The organism is Vibrio sp. 10N.222.55.C7 (assembly GCF_041473335.1).
GTDB lineage: Bacteria > Pseudomonadota > Gammaproteobacteria > Enterobacterales > Vibrionaceae > Vibrio > Vibrio crassostreae_C.
Genome location: NZ_JBFRSC010000028.1, coordinates 142,518 through 168,105, shown reverse-complemented (window position 1 = coordinate 168,105; position 25,588 = coordinate 142,518). Strand labels below are relative to the sequence as shown.

Annotated in this window: 22 protein-coding genes; 18 read left to right on the top strand and 4 right to left on the bottom strand. The window is 44.9% G+C overall.

Annotation, left to right across the window (positions count from 1 at the left end; translation table 11 throughout):
- Nucleotides 1-35: 35 nt before the first annotated feature.
- Nucleotides 36-1,076: a DUF3549 family protein gene (locus AB4482_RS10900; protein ID WP_017060747.1), complete on the bottom strand. Its 1,041-nt coding sequence runs from the start codon at nt 1,074-1,076 to the stop codon at nt 36-38.
- Between the two features lie 87 nt (nt 1,077-1,163).
- Here AB4482_RS10900 and AB4482_RS10895 point away from each other — a divergent pair, with 87 nt between their 5' ends.
- Both AB4482_RS10895 and truC read left to right on the top strand, forming a co-directional pair.
- Nucleotides 1,164-1,478 carry a YqcC family protein gene (locus AB4482_RS10895; protein ID WP_372131161.1) on the top strand — a complete coding sequence of 105 codons (315 nt, stop codon included), beginning with the start codon at nt 1,164-1,166 and terminating at the stop codon, nt 1,476-1,478.
- Nucleotides 1,478-2,227 (top strand): tRNA pseudouridine(65) synthase TruC, encoded by a 750-nt coding sequence (truC, locus tag AB4482_RS10890; RefSeq protein ID WP_017060745.1) that lies wholly within the window; start codon nt 1,478-1,480, stop codon nt 2,225-2,227. The genes AB4482_RS10895 and truC overlap by 1 nt, the downstream gene beginning before the upstream one ends.
- Nucleotides 2,228-2,381: 154 nt before the next feature.
- Here the strand turns inward: truC and AB4482_RS10885 are convergent, their stop codons facing one another.
- The 3 genes from AB4482_RS10885 to map form a co-directional block, all read right to left on the bottom strand.
- The gene (locus AB4482_RS10885) at nt 2,382-2,765 is read right to left on the bottom strand and encodes a DUF3461 family protein (protein WP_004734354.1); all 384 of its coding nucleotides are present in this window, start codon (nt 2,763-2,765) and stop codon (nt 2,382-2,384) included.
- Between the two features lie 181 nt (nt 2,766-2,946).
- Nucleotides 2,947-5,568 carry a bifunctional uridylyltransferase/uridylyl-removing protein GlnD gene (gene glnD, locus AB4482_RS10880; protein WP_017060744.1) on the bottom strand — a complete coding sequence of 874 codons (2,622 nt, stop codon included), beginning with the start codon at nt 5,566-5,568 and terminating at the stop codon, nt 2,947-2,949.
- A 138-nt stretch (nt 5,569-5,706) separates the two neighbouring features.
- Nucleotides 5,707-6,585, bottom strand: a complete 879-nt coding sequence (map, locus tag AB4482_RS10875; RefSeq protein WP_017060743.1) for a type I methionyl aminopeptidase — start codon at nt 6,583-6,585, stop codon at nt 5,707-5,709.
- Between the two features lie 464 nt (nt 6,586-7,049).
- Here map and rpsB point away from each other — a divergent pair, with 464 nt between their 5' ends.
- The 16 genes from rpsB to dnaE all read left to right on the top strand — a co-directional run bounded on the left by rpsB (nt 7,050) and on the right by dnaE (nt 25,569).
- The gene (gene rpsB, locus AB4482_RS10870; RefSeq protein WP_032546326.1) at nt 7,050-7,781 is read left to right on the top strand and encodes a 30S ribosomal protein S2; all 732 of its coding nucleotides are present in this window, start codon (nt 7,050-7,052) and stop codon (nt 7,779-7,781) included.
- A gap of 141 nt (nt 7,782-7,922) precedes the next feature.
- Complete coding sequence (gene tsf / locus AB4482_RS10865; RefSeq protein WP_017063361.1) at nt 7,923-8,768, top strand: translation elongation factor Ts; 846 nt, start codon at nt 7,923-7,925, stop codon at nt 8,766-8,768.
- A gap of 161 nt (nt 8,769-8,929) precedes the next feature.
- Nucleotides 8,930-9,661, top strand: coding sequence for a UMP kinase (gene pyrH / locus AB4482_RS10860; protein WP_017060742.1), 732 nt, complete (start codon nt 8,930-8,932; stop codon nt 9,659-9,661).
- A gap of 98 nt (nt 9,662-9,759) precedes the next feature.
- The gene (gene frr / locus AB4482_RS10855) at nt 9,760-10,317 is read left to right on the top strand and encodes a ribosome recycling factor (RefSeq protein ID WP_017060741.1); all 558 of its coding nucleotides are present in this window, start codon (nt 9,760-9,762) and stop codon (nt 10,315-10,317) included.
- Between the two features lie 98 nt (nt 10,318-10,415).
- Nucleotides 10,416-11,168 (top strand): isoprenyl transferase, encoded by a 753-nt coding sequence (locus AB4482_RS10850; protein ID WP_017063364.1) that lies wholly within the window; start codon nt 10,416-10,418, stop codon nt 11,166-11,168.
- A gap of 15 nt (nt 11,169-11,183) precedes the next feature.
- Nucleotides 11,184-12,026 carry a phosphatidate cytidylyltransferase gene (locus AB4482_RS10845; protein WP_017063365.1) on the top strand — a complete coding sequence of 281 codons (843 nt, stop codon included), beginning with the start codon at nt 11,184-11,186 and terminating at the stop codon, nt 12,024-12,026.
- 51 nt (nt 12,027-12,077) lie between these two features.
- Nucleotides 12,078-13,286: a 1-deoxy-D-xylulose-5-phosphate reductoisomerase gene (gene ispC, locus AB4482_RS10840; RefSeq protein WP_017060737.1), complete on the top strand. Its 1,209-nt coding sequence runs from the start codon at nt 12,078-12,080 to the stop codon at nt 13,284-13,286.
- Nucleotides 13,283-14,641, top strand: coding sequence for a sigma E protease regulator RseP (rseP, locus tag AB4482_RS10835; RefSeq protein ID WP_372180920.1), 1,359 nt, complete (start codon nt 13,283-13,285; stop codon nt 14,639-14,641). The genes ispC and rseP overlap by 4 nt, the downstream gene beginning before the upstream one ends.
- A gap of 48 nt (nt 14,642-14,689) precedes the next feature.
- Nucleotides 14,690-17,095 carry an outer membrane protein assembly factor BamA gene (gene bamA / locus AB4482_RS10830; RefSeq protein ID WP_372180919.1) on the top strand — a complete coding sequence of 802 codons (2,406 nt, stop codon included), beginning with the start codon at nt 14,690-14,692 and terminating at the stop codon, nt 17,093-17,095.
- Nucleotides 17,096-17,122: 27 nt separating this feature from the next.
- A complete protein-coding gene (locus AB4482_RS10825) occupies nt 17,123-17,623 on the top strand; it encodes an OmpH family outer membrane protein (protein WP_017063367.1) in 501 nt (166 codons plus the stop codon).
- 5 nt (nt 17,624-17,628) lie between these two features.
- The gene (gene lpxD / locus AB4482_RS10820; RefSeq protein ID WP_017066404.1) at nt 17,629-18,660 is read left to right on the top strand and encodes a UDP-3-O-(3-hydroxymyristoyl)glucosamine N-acyltransferase; all 1,032 of its coding nucleotides are present in this window, start codon (nt 17,629-17,631) and stop codon (nt 18,658-18,660) included.
- Between the two features lie 93 nt (nt 18,661-18,753).
- Nucleotides 18,754-19,206, top strand: coding sequence for a 3-hydroxyacyl-ACP dehydratase FabZ (gene fabZ, locus AB4482_RS10815; protein ID WP_009847408.1), 453 nt, complete (start codon nt 18,754-18,756; stop codon nt 19,204-19,206).
- Between the two features lies 1 nt (nt 19,207).
- Entirely contained in the window at nt 19,208-19,996 is a 789-nt protein-coding gene (gene lpxA / locus AB4482_RS10810; RefSeq protein ID WP_017069381.1) for an acyl-ACP--UDP-N-acetylglucosamine O-acyltransferase, read from the top strand.
- A gap of 129 nt (nt 19,997-20,125) precedes the next feature.
- Nucleotides 20,126-21,322, top strand: a complete 1,197-nt coding sequence (gene lpxB, locus AB4482_RS10805; RefSeq protein ID WP_017069380.1) for a lipid-A-disaccharide synthase — start codon at nt 20,126-20,128, stop codon at nt 21,320-21,322.
- Between the two features lie 33 nt (nt 21,323-21,355).
- Nucleotides 21,356-21,976 (top strand): ribonuclease HII, encoded by a 621-nt coding sequence (gene rnhB / locus AB4482_RS10800; protein ID WP_017063371.1) that lies wholly within the window; start codon nt 21,356-21,358, stop codon nt 21,974-21,976.
- Nucleotides 21,977-22,089: 113 nt separating this feature from the next.
- Nucleotides 22,090-25,569 carry a DNA polymerase III subunit alpha gene (gene dnaE / locus AB4482_RS10795; RefSeq protein ID WP_372180918.1) on the top strand — a complete coding sequence of 1,160 codons (3,480 nt, stop codon included), beginning with the start codon at nt 22,090-22,092 and terminating at the stop codon, nt 25,567-25,569.
- Nucleotides 25,570-25,588: the final 19 nt, after the last annotated feature.

Below are 25,588 nucleotides of genomic sequence, written 5' to 3'. Positions count from 1 at the left end.
TTTGTTATGAGCTACTGAGCTGTTCTGTCTGGTATCTATTGCGACTTAGCCGCTTGTTGTAATTCTACAAGTGCATTGGCGAGTTCTGGTGATGGGTTCGAGTTCAATAATGGTAAAAATACCATTCTCAGTGTCGGAATCATCACTAAATCTGCAAATAACTGATTGAACAAGTTTTGGTTGCCCGTTTGTGCGAGACGCAGCAAGAACTGCTCAGCAATCGCAGGATCTTGCAGTGCGTGCCAGCTGCGACCAGCCAAACCAATCAATACTTCTTGGTGGCTTAAGCGCGGGCTAGCCAGAACTTGGTTAATTACGGCGTTGGTTGTGCTTTGCTCTGCGCCAGAAAGGGCACGTACCAGTGCTGACAGTAAGAACAGATCTGGCTCTTGACTGTTAATCTCATTCTCTGCCATTTCTTGTAAGCGTTGAGCGAGCTTGTCATTGATTTGCGTATGCTCAAGCGCCCCGAGAGTCGCGTATAGAGGTTCTGAAGGCAGCTTATTCAATGCTTTGCGAATCGCGACACCATTTTGTTGGCTGCCTAAACGAGCACACATATCAGTGATGCCTTGTAGGCCAACGGTTTTCCAGTTGTCCCAGCCTAGATCGCCTGTGAAGTAGTGTTGAGCGTGTTCGTAGTATTGGCTCGTTGCAAGGTCTAAACCTGCTCTTACTTGGCTATGGAACACGGCCATTTTGTCTTCTGAAGGCTTGAAGGTATATGGGTTGTTTGACAGCTTTTGTTGTTGCTCTTCGCTGATCTCACCGTTCAAACGTGTGCCCATCGCTTCGATAACAAACTTAAGGAAATTGCCGACATCACCTTGATGTAATAGGCCTCTTTCGTCCAGTTTGAATTTTAGGAACCAGATCCAAGGTTGCTTGTGTTCGTTCCAGTAACTAATCGCTAAGTGAGCTTGTTTCTGAAGTGGAAATGGGTACGGCTGTTTCCCTTGCTCAACATCAGAGAATAAGGTGTTGTCGATCTTCTGAATACGGCGACCTAGGTCGTAGATATCGTACTGGCAACCGCTATTCTTTAGTAACTGAGTGAGCGTGTGAATCGTTTCCATAGTAATAAAGCTCCTAACTTTCTTTCCTAAATAGATGGTACTCTATGCCCCAATTTCAAGGTCACTAGATAAATAACTTGGTGAAAAATGACAGCAGCCACAAAGTTACCTCTTTTACTTCAACAATTAGAACAACAAATGCGCCAATGTTCGCTATGGAGCACGCTTCCGCCTTCGGATGAAGCTCTGGCGAGCGTTGAACCTTTCGGGATTGATTCGTTACAACCGGAAGAGTGGTTGCAGTGGATCTTTATCGTTAAGATCAACGCAATGATGGATGCCCAAATGAGCCTACCGAAAGGCTTTGCTATCCATCCTTATTTTGGTGAAGTGTGGAAAAATGAGGCAGACAAAGTCGAACTGCTAGTGACAATTCAGAGCATTGATGAGGTATGTGCGTAATGTTAGAGATCATTTATCAAGATGAGTACTTTGTCGCGGTGAATAAGCCCGCTGGCATGCTAGTGCATCGTTCATGGTTGGATAAACACGAAACGCAATTTGTTATGCAGACATTGCGCGATCAAATTGGTCAGCATGTATTTCCATTACACCGCTTAGACAGACCGACATCGGGTGTGTTGGTGTTTGCGTTGTCGAGTGAGGTTGCTTCACAGGTGATGCCAATGTTCGCTAATCATGAGATGCAAAAAACCTATCATGCGATTGTCCGTGGTTGGATAGAAGAGGGCGATACGCTCGATTATGCACTTAAGGTTGAGCTGGATAAGATCGCAGATAAGTTCGCGAAAGAAGACAAAGAAGCGCAAGAGGCAGTGACAGTCTATGAACCGCTAGCAAAAGTAGAAGTGCCCTATTCAACAGGACGCTTTCCTACGAGCCGCTACTGCTTGGTTGAGATGATGCCAAAGACAGGTCGCAAACATCAGCTGCGTCGTCACATGGCTCATCTAAGACATCCGATTGTCGGTGATACTTCACATGGTGATGGTAAGCACAATCGACTGTTCCGTGATGATTTAGATTCGCATCGTTTGTTGTTGCACGCTTCTGAGCTTCGCTTTATCCATCCTTTCACAAAAGAAGAGTTGGTGATGAAGGCCAACCTTGATGAAACTTGGCTAAGGTTGTTTGAAACCTTTGAGTGGGATACTAACTTAATCGATGCTCAAACTTGCTTGTCTAAGTAAGTCTCGCGTGTTTAGGCAATCTCCAGTCTAAGTGAATAGAGAAAATAGAATAAAAAAACAAAGGGCTGATAGTGATATCAGCCCTTTTTGTATCTGTATAACCTTAACGGCATAACTAATGTTGGTTAGTTAACAGTAATAGTTAGTCGCGGGATCATTTTAGCTTTTCTAGATCAGCTTCGATCTCAGCGATCTTGCTTGATACCACTTTCTCTAGATGGCGTAAGTCGGTAAGGATCTTCTGCTTCACATCCACCTCAGCCGTTGGCGTCGGTTTGGTGATTTTGTTGAGTTCATCAATCACAAGAGTGAGGTTGCGGTTAATCTCTGTCACTTCTTTGTATTGATTATTGCCACCGCTAACAAGCACACTTTTTACTTGTCGTGGGTACTTAAATTTAACGCTTTTCGCGAACAGTTCCCCTTTCTGCTTACGAAAGTAAATCTTCAGGATATCTTTGTGCGCTTCTTGGCGAAGGGAGTAACGTTCAATCTGTTTAGGTTCGTGGATACCTAAGCCAGTGAGGTTTGGATACATAAGCGACCTCTAGGTTATGAATGTAATACTTTTATGTATTTGACTTGATCAATGTAGCAGCCTAACGACGAGCTAGATAGTTGATATCTGTGAATTGATTGTAAGTTGTGGGCAAGATCGCTCTCTATCTTTGCCCACACTTATTTGGTTATTAAACCTGTTTTTAGACTGAATTCGCTTTCTAAGGTGCGAGTTCAGAAACGTGCTCGGTTAATCGTTCTCTTAGTGCCTGTTCTTGTTCTTCAGACAGCCTTCCTCCCGCTTCACTGGTCAGAATAAACAGATCCTCTGCTCGCTCACCTATGGTGGTGATTTTGGCACCGTGCAAGTTGATGTCTAGCTCCGCAAAGGTTGCACCGACTTGAGCCAATAACCCCGGCGTATCAAGAGCTCTTAACTCCATCAAGGTACGTTTCTTGCTCTTGGTTGGTAGGAACTCAACTAAGGTTTTGACCTTAAAGTGTTGCAAGTTACGTGGCGTGCGACGCGTCTTAATCTTAGTCGGGCGGCCATCAGTCAATACATGAGTCAGATGTTTAGCAACGGCTTTGTGTCTTGCTTCATCAATCGCTTCGCCGTGCTGGTCTAGTACGATAAAGGTATCCAAAACATGACCATCTTTGCTAACCATGACCTGCGCGTCATGAACGTTAAAGTTACGTCTGTCGAGTTCGGCAACCACGGTCGCAAACAGTGCTGCTTGGTCTTTACAATAAACGAACACTTCTGTGCCACCGCGCGTCGCTTTCTTACTGATCAGCACTAACGGTTGGCTTGGGTCTTCTAGGCGAAGTAAGTGCTCACAGTGCCAAGCGATTTGTTTATGTGTGTGACGCAAGAAATAATCGGCCTTAAAGCGTTGCCACAACACTTCAATCTCACGAGCGGTGAAGCCTTCTTTACGCAGCAGTGCTGATGCCATTTGTTGGTTGTGACGAATACGGTCTCTGACATCGACAGGGTTTTCCAAGCCGCGGCGCAGTGCTCGCTGCGTTGAGTGGAACAGCTCAGCTAACAGGGTTCGTTTCCAACTGTTCCATAGCTCAGGGTTAGTCGCACAGATATCGGCAACGGTTAAACAAACCAGTAGCTCGAGTGATTCTTCATCACGCACTTTTTTGGCGAATTCGGTGATCACATCTGGGTCGTAGATATCACGACGTTGAGCCGTTACTGACATCAATAGGTGATTTTGTACCAACCACGCGACTTGTTTGGCTTCAGGCTTCGATAGCCCGTGTTCAATACAGAAAGAGTAAGCCTCAACCGCACCTATCTCAGAGTGGTCTCCGCCGCGGCCTTTGCCGATGTCATGGAAGATAGCGGCAAGGATCAGCAACTCTTTCTTCTGTACTCGAGGATAGACTTCACAGCAGATAGGGTGCTTATCGTGGTTTTCGATTTGACCAAAGCGGTTGATGTGCTTGAGCAGGCGGATACTGTGCTCATCCACGGTGTAAACATGGAATAGGTCAAACTGCATCTGACCAACGATCTGGCTCCACTGCGGTAAGTACGCAGAGAGCACGCCCAATTTGTGCATTAAGCTAAAGGCTTTGTGCAGGGCATTAGGGTGGCGAACTAGATCCATGAACTTGTCACGAGCTTCAGGAATGGTATGCAGGAATCGGTTCAATCGACGGCGTGCCGTACGCAGTTGTCGCAATGTTGGTGGACTTACCCCTTCGATAGTCGAGTCATTGGCGATATGGATGAACATATCGAGAATGGTTTCTGGTCTTGCTTGGAATAGGGCAGGCTTGCGCGCTTCGATCAACGAACCTCGACGTTGGAAATCACTATCGAGAATTTCAGCGTCTTGGGTTTGACCGCCATTGATGATCGCTTGATCGAACAGCTTAAGCAGCATCTTATTCAGTTCAGCAACACGACGAAGGGTTCGGTAGAACTCTTTCATCATCATCTCAACACCACGGTTTCCTTCACCCGTATAACCCAGATGTTCAGCGACTTGAGCTTGATGCGCGAACGTTAAACGGTTGTCGTAACGGCGCAGTTCAATATGCAATGCAAAGCGAACACGCCATAAAAAATCTTGGCACTCAACGAGCTCACGATATTCAGCATCGGTCAGAAAGCCGTATTTGCTCATCTCTAACAAAGAGGTCGCGCCGAAGTGGCGACGCGCAACCCAGCTCAGGGTATGGATGTCTCTGAGCCCTCCCGGAGTCGATTTGATGTCCGGTTCTAAATTATAGGTGGTGTCGTGGTAGCGAGCATGACGCTCTCTCTGTTCTTGAATCTTGGCTTTGTAAAACGTCTCACTTGGCCAAAATGAATCGGAATGAATCTTCAGTTTTAGTTCTTGGAAAGTGTCTTCACTACCACATAACAATCGCGACTCTTGTAGGTTGGTCGCGACGGTTAAATCATCGGTGCCGATATCGAGACACTCAGTAATAGTTCGCACAGCATGGCCAACTTCGAGCTTTAAATCCCAAAGTAGAGTAATGAATTGACTGACCTTTTCACCAAGAGCTGGTGGTAGTGTTTTTTGCGAGACAATGAGAATATCAATGTCAGACAAAGGATGCAGTTCGCCACGACCATAACCACCCACTGCGACAAGTGAAATATGAGGCAGTTTGTTGAATCCGAAATTTTCCCACAAACGATTGAGAAGTAAATCCATGTATTCGGAGCGCAGTAGAACCAAATCGGTGACGGGATGGTGGTTCAGAAATTCATTTTTTTGATACTGCGTGAAGATCTCGAGCTGATTTTTTAATTCGCAGATTTCAATTTGTTCGTCATTGAACGTAAGAGGGCATTGATAAGGCATAGTCTGCTATCCGTGCAAGCAAATGAGAATAGTAAACAATTTAACAGAAGCTGATGGAAAATCGAAATTGAGTGGATAAAAAATATCCTCGACAATGCGAGGATATTTTTAAAAGGCTGATGCGCTCAGTTCGGTGAACTAAGCGTTCTTCATGATACGTGGGATTGTATCATCGCTGCGCAGTGTTAGTACTTCACAACCAGTATCAGTTACAACCAGAGTGTGCTCCCATTGAGCCGAGTTCTTGCTGTCTGCTGTGTATACTGTCCAGCTATCTTCGTCATCAAGACGACAGCCAAACTTACCCGCGTTGATCATTGGCTCGATAGTGAAGCACATGCCTGCTTTTAGCACGGTGCGATCGCTGTTCTTGTAGTGAACTACTTGTGGATCTTCGTGGAATTCAGAACCAATGCCGTGACCACAGTAATCTTTAACAATAGAGAACTTAGCGCGTGGGTTGTTCTTGTTGTTTGTTTTGATGTACTTCTCGATAGCAGTACCGATTTGACCAAGTTGAACACCTGGCTTAACTTGGCGCATGCCTTCGTAAAGTGCTTCTTGAGCAACCATGCACAGACGCTTGTTTGCAGGTGAAACCTCACCCACTAGGAACATCTTAGAGGTGTCACCGTGGTAGCCTTGAGGGCGAGTACTAAGATCGGCATTTGCGTCATCAGGGATGATAACTGTGATATCAACGTTCAGAATGTCGCCATCTTTGAGTACCGCAGGTTTGAATTGACCTGTGCTACCCGTCTCGTCTTGTGACGCGGGAATGCCGTGACACACAATATGATTGATAGACGTACAGATAGACTTAGGGAAACCGTGGTAATCGAGTGGCGCAGAGTATGCACCTCTTTCTAGAGCGTACTCATGACAAAGCGTATTGAGCTCTTCCGTCGTGGTACCCACTTGGATGTGAGGTTCGATCATCTCAATAATGTCAGCGGCCAGCTTGCCGGCGACGCGCATTTTTTCAATTTCTTCAGCAGTTTTAATTTTTACAGCCATTGCATATCTCTTAATTTGGTAGCACCTAAGTGTGCATATTGGGGCTATTCTATCAGTGCAGCAATTTAGCGCAACATTACCATGTCCGTACAATACTGGAGGATACTGTTAACGTGATTAAATAATGTTCGGTTAACAGATGCAGAACCTGCTTGATATAGACACTATTTTATAGAGAAAATTTACCTTTAGAGATCAGTATAGCAGTCGCCATTTTTAGAATTTTTTCTAGCCATAGATAGACAAAATATGGTATAAAGCGCGCCGGACATCAGGACTGTTTTCTCCAATTGGCGAAACAAGCTTTATGTCCACTAACTTATTTCTTTAAATCACACACATTCCGACACATGTTCCGGGGTGCCTCAACAACACAGATAACGGCTGAAAAGTGGTTAGTGGTTAGTTGTTAGGGGTCGGATTCATGGGGGATGTGGAGGCCTAACCCCATAGAGGATTTTAAAATGGCAACTGTATCAATGCGCGATATGCTTAAAGCTGGTGTTCACTTCGGTCACCAAACTCGTTACTGGAACCCAAAAATGAAGCCATTCATCTTTGGTGCTCGTAACAAAGTACATATCATCAACCTAGAAAAAACTGTACCGATGTTCAACGAAGCTCTAGCAGAAATCGCTAAAGTTGGTGAGAAGAAAGGTAAAGTTCTTTTCGTTGGTACTAAGCGCGCTGCATCTGAAGCTGTTAAAGAAGCTGCTGTAAACAGCAACCAGTTCTACGTTAACAACCGCTGGTTAGGCGGTATGCTAACGAACTACAAAACTGTTCGTCAGTCTATCAAGCGTCTGAAAGAACTTGAAGCGCAAGCTCAAGACGGTACTTTCGACAAGCTAACTAAGAAAGAAGCTCTAATGCGCACTCGTGAAATGGAGAAGCTAGAGAAGTCTCTTGGTGGTATCAAGAACATGGGCGGCCTACCAGACGCTCTATTCGTAATCGATGCTGATCACGAACACATCGCAGTTAAAGAAGCAAACAACCTAGGTATCCCAGTTTACGCTGTAGTTGATACTAACTCTAACCCAGACGGCGTTGACTTCGTTATCCCAGGTAACGACGATGCAATCCGTGCAGTACAGCTTTACCTAAACGCTGCTGCAGACGCGGTTAAAGAAGGTCGTAACAAAGACGTTGCTGCTGTAGCTGCTGAAAAAGATGGTTTTGTAGAAGCTGAATAATAGCGGCTCTGAATCACGCTTGGCTTAGCTAATATAGATTTTGAAATCTTTATTAAATGTAAGCTAAGTTATAGTTAGATCGGGGGCCTCATTTTGGCCCCTGATTTTTACCTTATTTTCGAATCAACCGAGGAATAGAGAATGGCAACTGTAACTGCTGCTCTAGTTAAAGAACTTCGCGAGCGCACTGGCGCTGGCATGATGGAATGTAAGAAAGCGCTTGTAGAAGCAAACGCTGACATCGAACTAGCAATTGAAAACATGCGTAAATCTGGCGCAGCGAAAGCAGCTAAGAAAGCTGGTAACGTTGCTGCTGAAGGCGCAATCATCATCAAAGAAGAGAACGGTGTAGCTGTTCTTCTTGAAGTTAACTGCCAAACTGACTTCGTAGCAAAAGATGCTAGCTTCACTGCGTTTGCAGAAGAAGTTGCAGCTGCAGCAGTAGCTTCTAAAGCTTCTGTAGAAGAGCTACAAGCACAGTTCGAAGAAACTCGCGTTGCTCTAGTTGCTAAAATCGGCGAAAACATCAACATCCGTCGCGTAGCTTACGTTGAAGGTGCTGCACTAGCTTCTTACCGTCACGGTGAGAAAATCGGTGTTGTTGTAGCTGGTGAAGGCGAAGCTGAAACTCTTAAGCACGTTGCTATGCACGTTGCTGCTTCTCGTCCTGAGTTTGTTAACCCAGAAGACGTACCAGCAGACGTAGTTGCTAAAGAGAAAGAAGTTCAAGTTGAAATCGCTATGAACGAAGGCAAGCCTCAAGAGATCGCTGAGAAAATGGTTATCGGCCGTATGAAGAAATTCACGGGCGAAATCTCTCTAACTGGTCAAGCTTTCATCATGGAACCTAAGAAAACTGTTGGCGAAATCCTTAAAGAAAAAGGCGCTGCAGTATCTAACTTCGTACGTCTAGAAGTTGGTGAAGGTATCGAGAAAGCTGCTGAAATGAGCTTCGCTGACGAAGTTGCAGCGGTACAAAAAGGTTAATCCTTAGCGTATTGTTTGAAAAAAGACCGTGGCAAATGCTGCGGTCTTTTTATGAATAGTGAACTATTTTTGAAGGCAACGTTAGTGGTTATGAATGCAAACTGACTTACTCAGTTTTTATCCATGACTGTTAATCATCAACTCTTTGGAAGGTAAACTCCATGACTACGAACCCTAAACCAGTGTATCAACGTATTCTGTTAAAACTTAGCGGTGAAGCGCTACAAGGCGAAGAAGGTTTTGGTATTGACCCAACGATCCTTGATCGTATGGCTCAAGAAGTAAAAGAATTGGTTGAACTAGGCGTTCAAGTTGGTGTTGTTATCGGTGGCGGTAACTTGTTCCGTGGTGCTGGTCTTGCTGAAGCTGGCATGAACCGCGTTGTTGGTGACCACATGGGTATGCTTGCAACGGTAATGAACGGCCTTGCAATGCGTGACGCTCTTCACCGTGCTTACGTAAACGCACGTGTAATGTCTGCAATCCCTCTTAAAGGTGTGTGTGACGACTACAACTGGGCAGATGCAATCAGCCAACTACGTCAAGGTCGCGTTGTGATCTTCTCTGCTGGTACGGGTAACCCATTCTTCACTACGGATTCTGCTGCATGTCTACGTGGTATCGAAATCGAAGCTGACGTAGTTCTAAAAGCGACAAAAGTAGATGGTGTATTTACTTCTGACCCTGTAGCAAACCCAGACGCAGAGTTGTATGATACGTTGTCTTACAACACGGTTCTTGATAAAGAACTTAAAGTAATGGACTTGGCTGCATTTACGCTAGCACGTGATCACAAAATGCCAATCCGTGTATTTAACATGAATAAACCAGGCGCACTACGTCGCGTGGTTATGGGTGAAACTGAAGGTACATTAATCAGCGACGCTGACTAATTTTTCGGGCTTACTGAGGTGTTGTACCTTGGCAAGCTTATCCTTATCACTCCAAATAAAAAGCTTTCTTGAAGAAAGAACATAATCAAGGTGAAATTGTGATTAACGAAATCAAAAAAGACGCTCAAGAGCGCATGGTAAAAAGTGTTGATGCACTAAAAAACAGCCTGCAAAAGATTCGTACAGGCCGTGCGCACCCGAGCCTACTTTCTGGTCTTACTGTTGAGTACTACGGTGCTCCAACGCCTTTGACTCAAGTAGCTAACGTTATCGCTGAAGATGCACGTACACTAGCTATTACAGTGTTTGATAAAACGCTGACTCCTCTAGTTGAAAAAGCAATCCTGACATCTGACCTAGGCCTAAACCCTATGTCTGCGGGTACAGTTATCCGTGTTCCACTTCCACCGCTAACGGAAGAGCGTCGTAAAGACCTAGTTAAAATCGTTCGTGGCGAAGCTGAAGGTGGCCGTGTTGCTATCCGTAACATCCGTCGTGACGCGAATGGCGATCTAAAAGCACTTCTTAAAGATAAAGAAATCTCTGAAGATGAAGATCGTAAAGCACAAGACGAAATTCAAAAGCTAACTGACGCTGCGGTTAAGAACGTAGACGAAGTTCTAGCTGTTAAAGAAAAAGAGTTGATGGAAGTTTAATTTTCCATATTCTTTTCTTTCCGGAAAAACGCTGTACTCACGGTGCAGCGTTTTTTTATGCTACTCTGTTCGACTATTAGAATTTGATTCACTCTTTTATGCATAATTCTCAAGCGTTCACAGACTCTCTTCCTAAACACATTGCTATCATTATGGATGGTAATGGTCGCTGGGCAAAAGCTCAGGGCAAGCCTCGCGTCTTTGGCCATAAAAACGGTGTTCAAGCCGTTCGTAAAACTATCTCTTCTGCAGCCAGACTTGGCATTAAAGCCGTTACTCTTTTTGCATTTAGTAGCGAAAACTGGCGTCGTCCTGAAGAAGAAGTCGGTATCTTGATGGAACTGTTTATTTCAGTGCTGTCGAGTGAAGTTAAAAAGCTTCATAAAAATAATCTACAACTTCGTGTTATTGGTGATAAAAGTCGTTTCAATGATCGACTACAAAAGAAGATAGAAGAAGCGGAAGCTTTGACTAGCACCAATACGGGTATGGTTATTAATATTGCAGCTAACTACGGCGGTAAGTGGGATATTCAGCAAGCAATGACCTCTATTGCTCAACAGGTAAAGTCTGGTGATATTAATGTAGATGACATTGATGAAGCTATGATTACACAGCACCTGACAATGGCAGATATTCCTGAAGTCGATCTACTTATCCGTACCAGTGGCGAATGCCGCATTAGTAATTTTATGCTTTGGCAGTTGGCTTACGCCGAAATGTATTTCACTGAACAATTCTGGCCAGACTTTAATGAAGACAGCTTAGTAGAAGCTGTGACTTGGTTTGTTAACCGTGAGCGTCGTTTTGGATGCACCGGTGAGCAAATTAAAGCTCTGATGGACAGTTAATAAGGATTTTTTGGTTTGAAACAACGAATTATTACGGCGTTGATTTTAGCTCCCCTAGTTATTCTAGGTATTTTCGAGTTATCACTTCCTACATTTATTCTTTCACTAGCGGTAATCTCGCTATTGGGTTTTTGGGAGTGGACTCAGTTTGTTGAAAGCAAATCACGTTATGTAGCGTTGATTCCAACGGTTGTGGTAAGTGCTGCAAGTTTTGCTTTTATCCCTTTTGATGCATTTAGCCTTAATAACTTGTCTACTGCTCACTACGCCATTCTAACGATTGGCTCGATTTGGTGGGTAATCGCGAGTGGCATGGCGGTGACTTATCCTAAGTCTATGCCTGCATGGAAAGACTCTTCTCTTCTTCGTCACGCCTTTGGTGTGCTGACTCTGCTGCCATTCTTCTGGAGTGTGGTTATCCTGCGTGCTAACGGTATCGATGCTGATCCTTACCACGGTGCTAAACTGGTGATGTTTGTTTGCTTGCTTGTTTGGGCTGCAGATAGCGGCGCATACTTTTCAGGAAAGAGTTTTGGTAAGCGTAAAATGGCACCAGCGGTAAGCCCTAATAAGACGATTGAAGGTCTTATCGGTGGCATTATTACTGCGGTGATCGTGGCTTGGATCTTTGCTGACTTGTTTGACATCCAATTCACAAGCCCACTTCACATGATTGTTATTACCCTTGTGACCGTTGTTATTTCTGTTCTAGGTGACCTTGTTGAAAGCATGTTTAAGCGTGTTTCTGGGGTGAAAGACAGCAGTAATCTGATTCCTGGTCATGGTGGTATACTAGATAGAATAGATAGCTTAACGGCTGCATTCCCTGTCTTTGCTCTGCTTTATTTAGCATTCTAATAAAAAAGGGCAGTGATTCTGCCCTTTATTACATTTCTACGGTCATATGTGATGCGAAATCTAACTATCCTTGGCGCTACCGGCTCAATTGGTGCAAGTACACTAAAAGTCGTTGAGCAAAACCCAGATCTCTATTCAGTGGTTGCACTGGCTGCAGGCTCGAATGTTGAAAAGATGCTGGCGTTAGTTGAAAAGTGGCAACCAAGCTATGTTGCTATGGCTTGCTCTGATGCAGCGTCTCAACTGACTGAAGTGTTGTCCGTGAGTTACCCTAACGTAAAAGTACTTTCAGGCACTGAAGGCATGTGTCAGGTTGCTTCTCTAGAGGAAGTGGACACGGTAATGGCCGCGATTGTTGGTGCCGCTGGTTTACTTCCTACTATGTCTGCGGTTAAAGCGGGCAAGCGTATCTTGCTTGCAAACAAAGAAGCTTTGGTGATGTCTGGGCAGTTGTTTATCGACGCCGTGGAAAAATACGGTGCAGAGCTGCTTCCTGTCGATAGCGAGCATAATGCTATTTTCCAATGCCTTCCGCAGAACGTACAAACTAACCTAGGCCGCTGTAACCTTGAAGAAAACGGCATTAACCATATTCTTCTGACTGGTTCTGGTGGTCCTTTCCGTTATACCGATGTGGCTGAACTCGAATCAGTGACTCCTGAACGCGCAATTGCACACCCTAACTGGTCTATGGGGCCTAAGATCTCTGTCGATTCTGCGACTATGATGAATAAAGGGCTAGAGTACATTGAAGCGAAATGGCTATTTAATGCTTCTCAGGAGCAGTTAAAGGTCATCATTCACCCGCAGTCTGTGATTCACTCGATGGTTCAGTACAAGGATGGCTCTGTGCTTGCTCAAATGGGCGAACCAGATATGGCAACGCCAATCGCTTTGACGATGTCTTACCCTAATCGTACCGAGGCGGGTGTTAAGCCTTTAGACTTTACTAAAGTGGGTGAGCTTACCTTCTTAGAACCAGATTTCAGTCGTTACCCGTGTTTGAGGTTAGCGATTGAAGCGTGCTACTTAGGTCAGCATGCGACAACAGCCATTAATGCAGCTAACGAGATCGCGGTCGATGCTTTCTTGAACAATCAGGTGAAGTTTACCGATATTGCTGTCATTAACGAACACGTTATGAGCAAAGTATGTGAACAACATAACTCTGAGGGTTTAGATAGCTTGGAAAGCCTTCTCGAGCTCGATAATATGTCTCGTCAAATAGCCATTCAATTTATTAAAGAGCAGCTAGCATGAGTGGAATTCTGTGGAACTTCGCATCTTTTATCGTAGCGCTTGGCATTCTGGTTGCTGTTCATGAGTTTGGACACTTCTGGGTCGCTCGTCGTTGTGGTGTGAAAGTTGAAAAATTCTCGATTGGTTTTGGTAAATCAATCTGGAGTAAAGTGGGCCGTGATGGTACTGAATACAGCTTGTCAGTGATTCCACTGGGCGGCTACGTTAAGATGCTCGATGGTCGTGTTGACGATCTTTCTGAAGATCAACAGCAATACGCTTTCGACAAGAAGCCGCTTTGGAAACGAACGGCGATTGTGGGTGCAGGCCCTGCATTCAACTTTATCTTTGCGGTGTTCGCGTATTGGTTAGTATTTTTGATTGGCGTACCCGCGGTTAAGCCCGTGATTGGTGAAGTCACTCCACAATCTATTGCTGCACAAGCCGGAATTGAAACTGGAATGGAACTTAAATCTATTTCAGGAATCAAAACCGCAGATTGGGAATCAGTCAATATGGGGTTGATATCGCACATTGGTGATCAATCCATGACAGTGACGGTTGCTTCTCAAGACGACATCGGCTTTGAGCAACAAATGACATTGGATATTTCAGACTGGTCGTTCAACCCAGAAACTGAATCTGCAATGACAACGCTGGGCTTTAGACCGTATTCTCCAGAGATATCGACCGTACTGGCTCAAATCATTGATGATGGCGCTGCATACGATGCAGGTCTTGAAGCTGGCGATAAAATTGTTGAGATTAACGGGCAACCTATTGAACAGTGGCAGTCGGTTGTTGAGTTAATTCGTGCTAATCCAATGACATCATTGGACTTGGTCGTATTGCGAAATGGTGCCGAGCAGTCATTGGTTATGACACCAAAAAGTCGAGAGCTTTCTGATGGTTCGACAATCGGCTATGCAGGTATTGCTCCGGTAGTCGCAGAATGGCCAGAAGATTATCGCTTTGAGTTACAATTTGGTGTAATTGAGTCTGTAGGAAAAGCATTTGATAAAACAGGTCAAATCATTGGATTGACACTGACAATGCTTAAGAAGCTCATCGTTGGTGATGTTGGCTTAAACAACTTGAGTGGCCCTATTTCAATCGCTAAAGGTGCAGGTACAACCGCCGATTATGGTCTGGTTTACTTCTTGGGCTTTTTGGCTCTGATTAGTGTTAACTTAGGGATTATTAATTTGGTTCCGCTGCCTATGCTTGATGGCGGACATTTGCTGTTTTTCGCTATTGAGGCCGTTACTCGTAAACCGGTACCTGAGAAAGTTCAGGAAATGGGATACAGAGTGGGAGGGGCAATCCTCTTCTCATTGATGGCTCTGGCAATATTTAACGATTTTACTCGTCTGTGAATGGTTTCTCACAGGCATTGGTAGTAGCAAGGAATAATTAGAATAAGTATGGCGATTAAGCAAATTCTGTTCGCAAGTCTATTGGCCACTAGTGTGGCTGCGAACGGAGCACAAAACTTTGTAGTTCAAGATATCAAGATCGAAGGTTTACAGCGTGTTGCACTTGGTGCAGCTCTACTGAAAATGCCAGTACGTATTGGCGATGAAGTGGATGAAAGCGATGTGTCTGAGATCATTCGTGCATTGTATGCTTCGGGCAACTTTGAGGACGTTAAAGTACTTCGTGATGAAGGTGTATTGATTGTTCAAGTTCAAGAACGACCGACCATCGCAAGCATCTCATTCTCTGGTAATAAAGCGATTAAAGAAGAACAGCTTCAGCAGAACCTAGATGCGTCTGGTGTTCGTGAAGGTGAAGCCCTTGACCGTACTACGCTGAGTAACATTGAAAAAGGCCTTGAAGATTTTTACTACAGTGTTGGTAAGTACAACGCGACAGTAAAAGCGGTTGTGACACCTCTGCCACGTAACCGTTCTGACCTTAAGTTTGTGTTTACTGAGGGCGTATCCGCTAAGATTCAGCAAATCAACTTTATCGGTAATGAAGTCTTCTCTGACTCTGAACTGCTTAGTCGTTTCAATCTGAATGTTGATGTTGCATGGTGGAATTTCCTTGCGGATGAAAAATACCAAAAGCAAGTATTAGCCGGTGATATCGAAGCGCTGAAATCTTACTACCTTGACCGTGGTTACCTTAAGTTTAAGGTTGACTCTACGCAGGTGGCGATCTCTCCAGACAAAAAAGGTGTTTACATCACGCTTGGCCTCGATGAAGGCGAAGCCTACACCGTTAAAGATGTCTCTTTCCGTGGTGAATTAATCGGTCGTGAGGCTGACTTCGAAGCGTTAGTGCCATTCGAAGACGGCGATACGTACAACGGTTCTTCGGTAACGTCTTTGGAAGAGAACGTAAAACGAATTCTTGGTGAATCTGGCTACGCGTACCCACAAGTTCGCACGATTCCTGAATTTGACGATGAGACCAAAGAAGTGTCGTTGGTTATCAATGTAGAAGCGGGCAGCCGTATCTATGTTCGTGATATTCGATTCACGGGTAACAACTCAACGAAAGACGAAGTACTGCGTCGTGAAATGCGTCAAATGGAAGGCAGCTGGCTTAACTCTAAGTCCATTGATACCGGTAAGAGCCGTCTTAACCGTTTAGGTTTCTTTGAAACGGTTGATGTACAAACAGTGCGTGTTCCTGGCAGTGAAGACCAAGTTGATTTGGTTTACAACGTTAAGGAAGCGAACTCAGGCAGTATCAACTTTGGTGTCGGCTACGGTACTGAATCAGGTGTTAGTTTCCAAGTTGGTTTGCAACAAGATAACTTTGCAGGTTCAGGTAACCGTGTTGGCGTAAGTGCCATGATGAACGATTACCAAAAGAACGTGAGCTTAGACTACCGTGACCCATACTGGAACCTTGATGGTGTGAGCTTAGGCGGTAAGATCTTCTACAACGAATTTGAAGCCTCTGAAGCGGGCATCGTCGACTATACCAACCAAAGTTACGGTACCAGCCTAACATGGGGTTTCCCTATGGATGAGCTGAACCGTATCGAGTTTGGTGTGGGCTATACGCACAACAAGATCGGTAACGTACCGACTTATATCCAAGTTGAACAGTTCGCGAGAAGTATCGACCAATACGGTGACGAGCACATCTTAACCGATGACTTCGATATCAATATTTCATGGACGCGTAACAATTTGAACCGTGGTTTCTTCCCAACTGAGGGTAACCACCAACGTGCTTTCGCTAAAATGACGGTACCAGGCTCTGATGCTCAGTACTTCAAAATGCAGTACGATGTAAAACATTACATCCCGCTGACCAAAAAGCATGAGTTCACACTATTGATGCGCGGCCGATTAGGCTATGGTAATGGTTATGGTCAAACAGATGGTAACGATAACTTGTTCCCATTCTACGAGAACTACTACGCAGGTGGTTTTACAACCCTACGTGGTTTTGGCTCTAACTCAGCTGGCCCGAAAGCCGTTTACGGCAGCAGCACAGGTAATAACCCTACATACAGCTCTGCAACCGATGATTCAGTTGGTGGTAACGCGGTTGCTTTGGCCAGTTTAGAGTTAATTGTCCCAACGCCGTTTGCTTCTGATGAAGCGCGCAGCCAGATTCGAACCAGTGTCTTCTTCGACATGGCAAGTGTATGGGATACAGAGTTCGTAGACCGTGGCGCACCTAACAGTGGCAGTCAGTACTACTACGATTACTCTGATCCAACAAATTACCGTTCATCTTATGGTGCAGCCCTTCAATGGATGTCACCGATGGGCCCACTGGTTTTCTCTCTAGCGAAACCAATTAAAGTTTACGAAGGTGATGATGAGGAATTCTTCACATTCACCATTGGTAGAACTTTCTAATATTTAAAGGACAATATTTTGAAAAATATGATTAAAGCAGCAGGTTTAGGCCTTGTAGTTCTTAGCTCTTCTTTCTTTGCAACAGCTGCTGAAGCTGCGCAAAAAGTGGGTTATGTAAACACTGCACAAGTATTCCAGGCTCTACCTCAGCGTGAAGTTGTTCTTCAAAAAATGCAGGAAGAGTTCAAAGATAAAGCGGCTGAGCTACAGAGCATTCAAGCTGAAGCGAAAACCAAGATTGAAAAGCTTAAGCGTGATGGCGAGCTACTAGGTCCTGAAGAAGTTGAGAAGCTTCGTATCGAAGTTGGCCAACTAGACAGCAAGTACAAAATCAAAGCTCAAGCATTAGAAAAAGCAAGTCAACGTCGTGAAGCACAAGAGAAGCAGAAGCTGTTCAAAGTGATTCAAGATGCTGTAACTAAAGTTGCAGAGAAAGAAGGCTACGACATGATCGTTGATATTCAAGCTCTACAATACGGTAAGCCTGAATACAACATCTCTGAGCAAGTAATTAAATCACTGAAATAAGTTTTATGAAGAACCTGACTTTAGCCGAATTGGCAACGATTACTGGGGGAGAGCTACACGGAGACGGTACGATTACCGTCTCAGCAGTCGCTCCTATGGATAAAGCGCAAGAAGGTAACATTACGTTCCTTTCTAACGTGAAGTACAGCAAGCACCTAGGTGACTGTAAAGCGTCCGCTATTATGGTTAAAGAGAGTGAGCGCGAATTGTGTAAGACCAACGTTATTGTGGTTAGTGACCCTTACGTTGCTTTTGCTAAGGTTGCTCAAGCGCTTGATACTACTCCTGCACCCGCAGCGGCTATTGCTGATTCTGCTTCAATCTCTAGCGATGCAACTATTGGACAAAATGTGTCTATTGGTGCGAACGCTGTGATTGAGTCTGGTGTAGTACTTAGTGATGATGTGATCATCGGTGCTGGTTGCTTTATTGGTAAAAATGCAAAAATTGGCGCAGGCACTAAGCTGTGGGCTAACGTAAGTGTTTACCATGAAGTTGTGATTGGTGAAGCATGTCTGATCCAATCAAGTACTGTTATTGGCTCTGATGGCTTTGGTTATGCGAACGAGAAAGGCGAATGGGTTAAGATCCCGCAAGTCGGCTCTGTTCGCATTGGTAACCGCGTAGAAATTGGCGCGTGTACTACCATCGACCGCGGCGCATTAGATGACACAATCATCGAAGACAACGTTATCCTAGATAACCAACTCCAGATTGCTCACAATGTTCACATCGGATATGGTTCAGCTCTTGCTGGTGGTACTATCATTGCAGGCAGCACGACGATAGGTAAGTACTGTATTATTGGTGGTGGTTGTGTGATTAATGGTCACATTGAAATCGTTGACGGCGTTACAATCACCGGTATGGGGATGGTAATGCGCAGCATCACTGAGAAAGGCATGTACTCTTCGGGTATTCCTTTACAGCCAAATAAAGACTGGCGTAAAACAGCGACGCGAGTTCATCGTATTGATGAAATGAACAAGCGTTTGAAAACCGTTGAAAAACTTATTGAGAAGAGCGCGGAATCATAATTCCAGCATTTCTAATAAAAGGCTCGCGTACAGCGAGTCTTTTTCGTTTATAATCCTTCTAATTAAATAAAGAATATATATAGGAATACGACTTTGACTACTGAACAGACAACGATGAACATTACTGAAATTCAGGAACTATTACCTCATCGCTACCCATTCTTAATGGTTGATCGTGTGACTAGCTTTGAAAAAGAAAAAACACTGACTGCGATTAAGAATGTCTCTGTTAACGAACCTCAGTTCACAGGCCACTTCCCACAACTTCCTGTATTCCCAGGCGTGTTGATCTTAGAAGCAATGGCACAAGCAACAGGCCTTCTAGCATTTAAATCTTTTGGTGCGCCTTCTGGCAACGAGCTTTACTACTTTGCAAGTGTTGATAAAGCAAAATTCCGTAAGCCAGTAGTACCTGGTGACCAACTGGTTATCGAAGTTGAATTCTTAAAAGAACGTCGTGGCATCGCATCGTTTAATGGTGTTGCTAAGGTTGACGGCGTAGTTGTATGTTCAGCTGAACTTAAATGTGCTCGTAGAGAGTTTTAATATGATTCATGAAACAGCGAAAATTCACCCGGCAGCAGTAATCGAAGGTGATGTAACTATCGGTGCTAACGTGACGGTTGGGCCTTTCACTTACATTGCTGGTAACGTGACCATTGGAGACGACACTGAAGTGATGTCGCACGTTGTGATCAAAGGTCACACAACCATTGGTAAAGAAAACCGTATCTTCCCACACGCTGTTATCGGTGAAGAAAACCAAGATAAGAAATACGGCGGCGAAGACACAACAGTTGTGATCGGTGATCGCAACGTAATTCGTGAAGCGGTTCAAATCCATCGTGGTACGGTTCAAGACAAAGCAACCACAGTGATTGGTGATGACAACTTACTTTGTGTTAATGCTCACGTAGCGCACGATGTTATTGTTGGTAACCACACTCACATTGGTAACAACGCTATTCTTGGCGGTCATGTAACGGTTGGCGACTACGCTGGTGTTATGGCACTTTCTGCGATTCACCCATTCTGCTCAATTGGTGCTTACGCATACATTGGTGGCTGTTCTGCAGTTGTTCAAGATGTACTGCCGTACGTGCTTGCACAGGGTAACCACGCGGCTCCATTCGGCCTTAACCTAGTAGGCTTGAAGCGTAACGGATTTGAGAAACCTGAAATTCGTGCACTACAGAAAGCGTACAAAGAGCTATACCGTTCAGGTAAAACACTTGAAGAAGCGAAAGCGGCTTTAGTGGAAATGGCAAAAGAGTTTACTTCGGTAGTTCCTATGCTTGAAATGCTAGAGAACTCTGAGCGCGGTATTATTCGTTAATACTCGATGTGGTTATGTACCAATCCGCGTAAGTATGACAATAATTACTTAATCAGATTGGTATAACAAAAAGATCGCTAATCATTAGGCGATCTTTTTTGTTTTAGGCAAGAAGGGAATTGGAAAACTATGGCACAGCAAGAAACAGCAACCAACAGCACGGACTTTGTTTCGAATGAACCACTGCGCGTAGGTATCGTTGTCGGAGAACTCTCTGGTGACACGCTTGGCGAAGGTTTTATCAAAGCAATCAAATCGCAGTACCCGAACGCTGAATTCGTGGGTATTGGCGGACCAAAAATGAAGGCGCTTGGTTGTGAGTCTCTTTTCGAGATGGAAGAGCTGGCTGTCATGGGCTTAGTTGAAGTACTTGGCCGTTTACCTCGCTTATTAAAAGTGAAAGCAGAGCTGGTAAAGTATTTCACTCAAAACCCGCCAGATGTGTTTGTGGGTATCGATGCGCCTGACTTCAACCTAAGACTTGAACTCGATCTTAAGAACGCCGGCATTAAAACGGTTCATTACGTGAGCCCTTCCGTGTGGGCTTGGCGTCCTAAACGTATCTTTAAAATCGACAAAGCAACCGACTTGGTTTTGGCCTTCCTGCCATTTGAGAAAGCGTTTTATGATAAATACAACGTTGCCTGTGAATTTGTTGGTCACACGTTAGCTGATGCTATTCCTTTAGAACCAAGCAAACAAGATGCACGTGAGCTGTTAGGCTTAGATCAAGACAAGCAATGGTTAGCTGTATTGCCGGGTAGTCGTGGTGGTGAGATGGGTTTGATTGCTCAACCATTTATCGAAACTTGCCAACGTATCAAGCAGAAGTATCCGGATATCAATTTTGTTGTTGCGCTCGTTAACGAACAGCGTAAAAAGCAGTTTACTGAAATCTGGCAATCGACCGCACCTGAGCTTGAATTCACGTTAGTCGAAGATACGGCAACCAACGTGATTACCGCCGCTGATTCTGTGCTCTTGGCTTCAGGTACCGTGGCTCTTGAATGTATGTTGCTTAAACGCCCTATGGTGGTTGGTTACAAAGTAAATAAGCTGACGGGTTACATTGTTAAGAAATTGGCGATCACTGAGTTTGTGTCACTGCCGAATATTTTGGCTGGTGAAGAGATCGTGAAAGAGCATATTCTTGAAGAGTGCCACCCAGACTTTTTGTTCCCGTCTGTCGATAAAATGCTATCAGCCGATAACAGTGCCTTGATCGAACGCTTTACCGAGATGCATCACTGGATCCGTAAAGATGCAGACAAACAAGCCGCTAACGCAGTATTGAAATTGATTGACCGACCTTTTGTTGAAGCATAAAGCGCTTATTTACAGAACATTAAGAGATTAGTTATGGCAGTAAAAGAAAAAAAAGAGCTTCCTCCATTTGAATACCCGCAAGGTTACCAGCTGTTTGCTGGCGTGGATGAAGTAGGGCGTGGCCCTTTGGTTGGCGACGTGGTGACCGCTGCGGTTATCCTTGATCCAAACAACCCAATCGAAGGCTTGAACGACTCAAAGAAATTGTCTGAGAAAAAGCGTCTTGCGTTACTTCCTGAAATCAAAGAGAAAGCTTTGGCGTGGTCTGTCGGTCGTTGTTCTCCACAAGAAATTGATGAGTTGAATATTCTGCAAGCGACGATGGTTGCTATGCAGCGAGCTATCGCGGGGTTGAGCGTTCAACCTGATATGGCGTTGATAGATGGAAACCGAGTCCCAGAACTGCCGATGGATGGTCTTGCGATTGTGAAGGGGGACTTGCGAGTGGCTGAAATCAGTGCGGCGTCTATTATCGCAAAAGTCGTTCGTGACCAAGAGATGGAAGATCTTGATAAACTTCATCCAGAGTTTGGTTTTGCTAAGCATAAAGGTTACCCGACCAAAGCGCATTTCGAAGCGATTGAAAAACATGGTGTAACCGAGCATTACCGCAAGAGCTTTAAGCCAGTAAAACGTATTCTTGGTATAGATTAGAGCTTTACGTTAACTAGAGCTTAGCATCGAATAAAGTTGCTAACTTGTATTAGAAAAAAATAGAATACACACAGTTGTAATCCTAGGCTCAAACCTAGAACTCAGGAAAAATAATGTCAGATCCAAAATTTGTTCACCTACGCGTACACAGTGACTTTTCGATGGTGGATGGCCTATCCAAGGTGCCACCATTAGTTAAAAAAGTCGCTGAAATGGGTATGCCTGCTCTAGCATTGACCGACTTTACCAACCTGTGTGGTTTAGTGAAGTTTTACGGTACTGCCCATGGGTGTGGGGTTAAGCCAATTATTGGTGCTGACTTCTTGATGCAGTCTCCGGATTTTGGCGATGAATTAACCAAGCTCACTGTTATTGCAACGAATAATAAAGGTTATAACAACCTAACATTATTGATTTCAAAAGCTTACCTTCGTGGTCATGTTCAACATCAGCCTGTTATTGATAAAGAGTGGCTGATTGAACATGCCGAAGGCCTGATTCTTCTATCGGGAGCAAAAGAGGGTGAGATTGGTAAGGCGCTGCTGAAAGGCAATCGAGAGTTGGTTGCAAGCAGCGTTGAGTTTTACAAAACACATTTCGCAGACCGTTTTTATTTGGAGCTCATTCGTACTGGGCGCCCGGATGAAGAGTCTTATCTGCACTTTGCGCTAGAGCTTGCTGAACAAGAAGACCTGCCTGTTGTCGCGACCAACGAAGTGGTTTTCATTTCTGAAGACTTGTTTGATGCCCATGAAATTCGCGTGGCAATTCATGATGGTTTCACTATGGTCGATCCTCGTCGTCCTAAAAATTACAGCGCGCAACAGTATCTTCGTAGTGAAGAAGAGATGTGTGAGCTGTTCTCAGACATTCCTGAAGCACTTGAGAACAGTGTTGAGATTGCTAAGCGTTGTAATGTAACGGTTCGTCTGGGCGAGTACTTCCTGCCTAACTTCCCAACGGAAGGTTTGGCGATTGAAGACTTCTTGATCAAGAAATCTGAAGAAGGCCTTGAGCGACGTCTAGCGTTCCTATTCCCAGATGAAAAAGTGCGTGCTGAGCGCAGACCGGAATACGATGAGCGACTCAAGATTGAGCTCGAAGTTGTTAACAACATGGGTTTCCCAGGTTACTTCTTGATCGTAATGGAGTTCATCCAGTGGTCAAAAGACAACGATGTGCCAGTAGGTCCTGGCCGTGGTTCTGGTGCCGGCTCTCTAGTCGCTTACGCCTTGGATATCACCGATCTCGATCCACTTGAATACGATCTACTTTTCGAACGTTTCTTGAACCCAGAACGTGTATCCATGCCCGATTTCGATATCGACTTCTGTATGGATAAGCGTGACCAAGTTATTGATCACGTGGCTGAAATGTACGGTCGTGATGCCGTTTCTCAGATCATCACCTTTGGTACCATGGCGGCAAAAGCGGTAATCCGCGATGTAGGCCGTGTATTGGGCCACCCGTTTGGTTTCGTCGATCGAATTTCAAAGCTTGTACCGCCAGACCCGGGTATGACGCTAGAGAAAGCATTCCTTGCTGAACCTGCATTGCCAGAGCTTTACGATGGCGATGAAGAAGTTCGTGAGCTGATTGATAAGTGTCGCATCCTTGAAGGTTGTACGCGAAATGCCGGTAAGCACGCAGGTGGTGTTGTTATCTCACCCACCACGATCACCGATTTTGCGCCAATCTATGCCGACGCAGAAGGTAACTTCCCAGTAACGCAGTTCGATAAGAATGACGTTGAAACGGCTGGCTTGGTTAAGTTCGACTTCTTGGGGCTGCGTACCCTGACCATCATCGACTGGGCGTTAGGCCTAGTGAATCCACGTTTGAAGAAAGAGGGGAAAGAACCGGTTCGTATCGAGTCGATTCCTCTTGATGACCAAGCGTCATTTAACCTATTACAAAATTCTGAAACCACCGCGGTATTCCAGCTGGAATCGCGTGGTATGAAAGACCTTATCAAACGTCTACAGCCCGACTGTTTTGAAGATATTATCGCATTGGTAGCCCTGTTCCGTCCGGGTCCTCTGCAATCAGGCATGGTAGATAACTTTATCGACCGTAAACACGGCCGTGAAGCGGTTTCTTACCCTGATGAAACGTGGCAACACGAATCGCTGAAAGAGACGCTAGAACCTACGTACGGCATCATCCTGTATCAAGAGCAGGTAATGCAAATCGCACAGATCCTCGCTGGTTATACGCTTGGCGGAGCGGATATGTTGCGTCGTGCGATGGGTAAGAAAAAGCCAGAAGAGATGGCAAAGCAGCGTGGTACCTTTAAAGAGGGCGCTGAAGCCAATGGTGTTGATGGCGAACTGGCCATGAAGATCTTTGACTTGGTAGAGAAATTTGCGGGCTACGGCTTTAACAAATCTCACTCGGCCGCATACGCACTGGTTTCTTATCAAACGCTATGGCTGAAAACGCACTACCCAGCGGAATTTATGGCTGCGGTAATGACAGCGGATATGGATAACACCGAGAAGGTTATCGGCCTTGTTGATGAATGTTTCCGTATGAAGCTCAAGCTTTTACCACCAGATATCAACTCAGGTTTATACCGTTTCAATGTGGATGAAGATGGCGCGATTGTTTATGGCATCGGTGCGATCAAAGGGGTCGGTGAAGGCCCTATTGAAGCGATCATTGAAGCGCGAAATAAAGGCGGTTACTTTAAAGACTTATTCGACTTCTGTGCACGCCTTGATCTGAAGAAGGTCAACAAACGTGTTATCGAAAAGTTGATTCTATCCGGAGCCTTAGATAGATTAGGTCCTCACCGAGCGGCAATGATGGCATCTTTGAAAGATGCGGTGAAGGCGGCGAGTCAACATCATCATGCCGAGTCTTTTGGTCAATCTGATATGTTTGGCGTGTTGACCGACGCTCCGGAAGAGGTTGAACACAAGTATACCCAAGTGCCTAAATGGCCTGAGAAGGTTTGGCTTGAAGGTGAACGTGAAACGCTTGGTTTGTATTTAACGGGTCACCCGGTTAACGCTTACATCAAAGAGTTAGCGAAATACACTAGCTGTCGTTTGAAAGATGCCACGCCAACGCGTCGTGACCAATCACTAACAATTGCAGGCTTGGTGATTGCTGCGAGAGTGATGACGACGAAGCGCGGCACGCGAATTGGTTTGATGACACTTGATGACCGTTCGGGCCGAATGGAAGTGATGTTGTTCTCGGATGCGCTCGATCGCTACGCAGAATTGCTCGAAAAAGACAAAATTGTGGTCGTTTCCGGACAGGTCAGCTTTGATGATTTCAATGGCGGGCTTAAAATGTCCGCGCGCGAGGTCATGGACTTAGGAAGCGCCCGTGAGAAATATGCTCGTGGGGTGTCGATATCTATCGACCAATCCCAAATTAACGGTCAATTTTTTGAACGCTTTAGTCAAATCTTAGAACCTTATAGAGCCGGAACGGTCCCAGTCAATGTATACTACCAGCGTGCCGACGCTAGAGCGCGGTTAACATTGGGCACAGAATGGCGCGTGACGCCAAGTGATACATTACTAGACGAATTAAAACAGCTGCTTGGAAATAGCCAAGTAGAACTCGAATTTAACTAAAATTTAGCTTCGCGAATGC

What these genes read in the sequence shown, in the direction of transcription:
- rseP (WP_372180920.1), top strand. Translation starts at nt 13,283, where the DNA reads ATGAGTGGAATTCTGTGGAACTTCGCATCTTTTATCGTAGCGCTTGGC.
- AB4482_RS10825 (WP_017063367.1), top strand. Translation starts at nt 17,123, where the DNA reads ATGATTAAAGCAGCAGGTTTAGGCCTTGTAGTTCTTAGCTCTTCTTTC.
- bamA (WP_372180919.1), top strand. Translation starts at nt 14,690, where the DNA reads ATGGCGATTAAGCAAATTCTGTTCGCAAGTCTATTGGCCACTAGTGTG.
- AB4482_RS10900 (WP_017060747.1), bottom strand. Translation starts at nt 1,076, where the DNA reads ATGGAAACGATTCACACGCTCACTCAGTTACTAAAGAATAGCGGTTGC.
- lpxA (WP_017069381.1), top strand. Translation starts at nt 19,208, where the DNA reads ATGATTCATGAAACAGCGAAAATTCACCCGGCAGCAGTAATCGAAGGT.
- AB4482_RS10850 (WP_017063364.1), top strand. Translation starts at nt 10,416, where the DNA reads ATGCATAATTCTCAAGCGTTCACAGACTCTCTTCCTAAACACATTGCT.
- lpxD (WP_017066404.1), top strand. Translation starts at nt 17,629, where the DNA reads ATGAAGAACCTGACTTTAGCCGAATTGGCAACGATTACTGGGGGAGAG.
- map (WP_017060743.1), bottom strand. Translation starts at nt 6,585, where the DNA reads ATGGCTGTAAAAATTAAAACTGCTGAAGAAATTGAAAAAATGCGCGTC.
- AB4482_RS10885 (WP_004734354.1), bottom strand. Translation starts at nt 2,765, where the DNA reads ATGTATCCAAACCTCACTGGCTTAGGTATCCACGAACCTAAACAGATT.
- pyrH (WP_017060742.1), top strand. Translation starts at nt 8,930, where the DNA reads ATGACTACGAACCCTAAACCAGTGTATCAACGTATTCTGTTAAAACTT.
- tsf (WP_017063361.1), top strand. Translation starts at nt 7,923, where the DNA reads ATGGCAACTGTAACTGCTGCTCTAGTTAAAGAACTTCGCGAGCGCACT.
- dnaE (WP_372180918.1), top strand. Translation starts at nt 22,090, where the DNA reads ATGTCAGATCCAAAATTTGTTCACCTACGCGTACACAGTGACTTTTCG.
- glnD (WP_017060744.1), bottom strand. Translation starts at nt 5,568, where the DNA reads ATGCCTTATCAATGCCCTCTTACGTTCAATGACGAACAAATTGAAATC.
- lpxB (WP_017069380.1), top strand. Translation starts at nt 20,126, where the DNA reads ATGGCACAGCAAGAAACAGCAACCAACAGCACGGACTTTGTTTCGAAT.
- AB4482_RS10895 (WP_372131161.1), top strand. Translation starts at nt 1,164, where the DNA reads ATGACAGCAGCCACAAAGTTACCTCTTTTACTTCAACAATTAGAACAA.
- truC (WP_017060745.1), top strand. Translation starts at nt 1,478, where the DNA reads ATGTTAGAGATCATTTATCAAGATGAGTACTTTGTCGCGGTGAATAAG.
- rnhB (WP_017063371.1), top strand. Translation starts at nt 21,356, where the DNA reads ATGGCAGTAAAAGAAAAAAAAGAGCTTCCTCCATTTGAATACCCGCAA.
- rpsB (WP_032546326.1), top strand. Translation starts at nt 7,050, where the DNA reads ATGGCAACTGTATCAATGCGCGATATGCTTAAAGCTGGTGTTCACTTC.
- ispC (WP_017060737.1), top strand. Translation starts at nt 12,078, where the DNA reads ATGCGAAATCTAACTATCCTTGGCGCTACCGGCTCAATTGGTGCAAGT.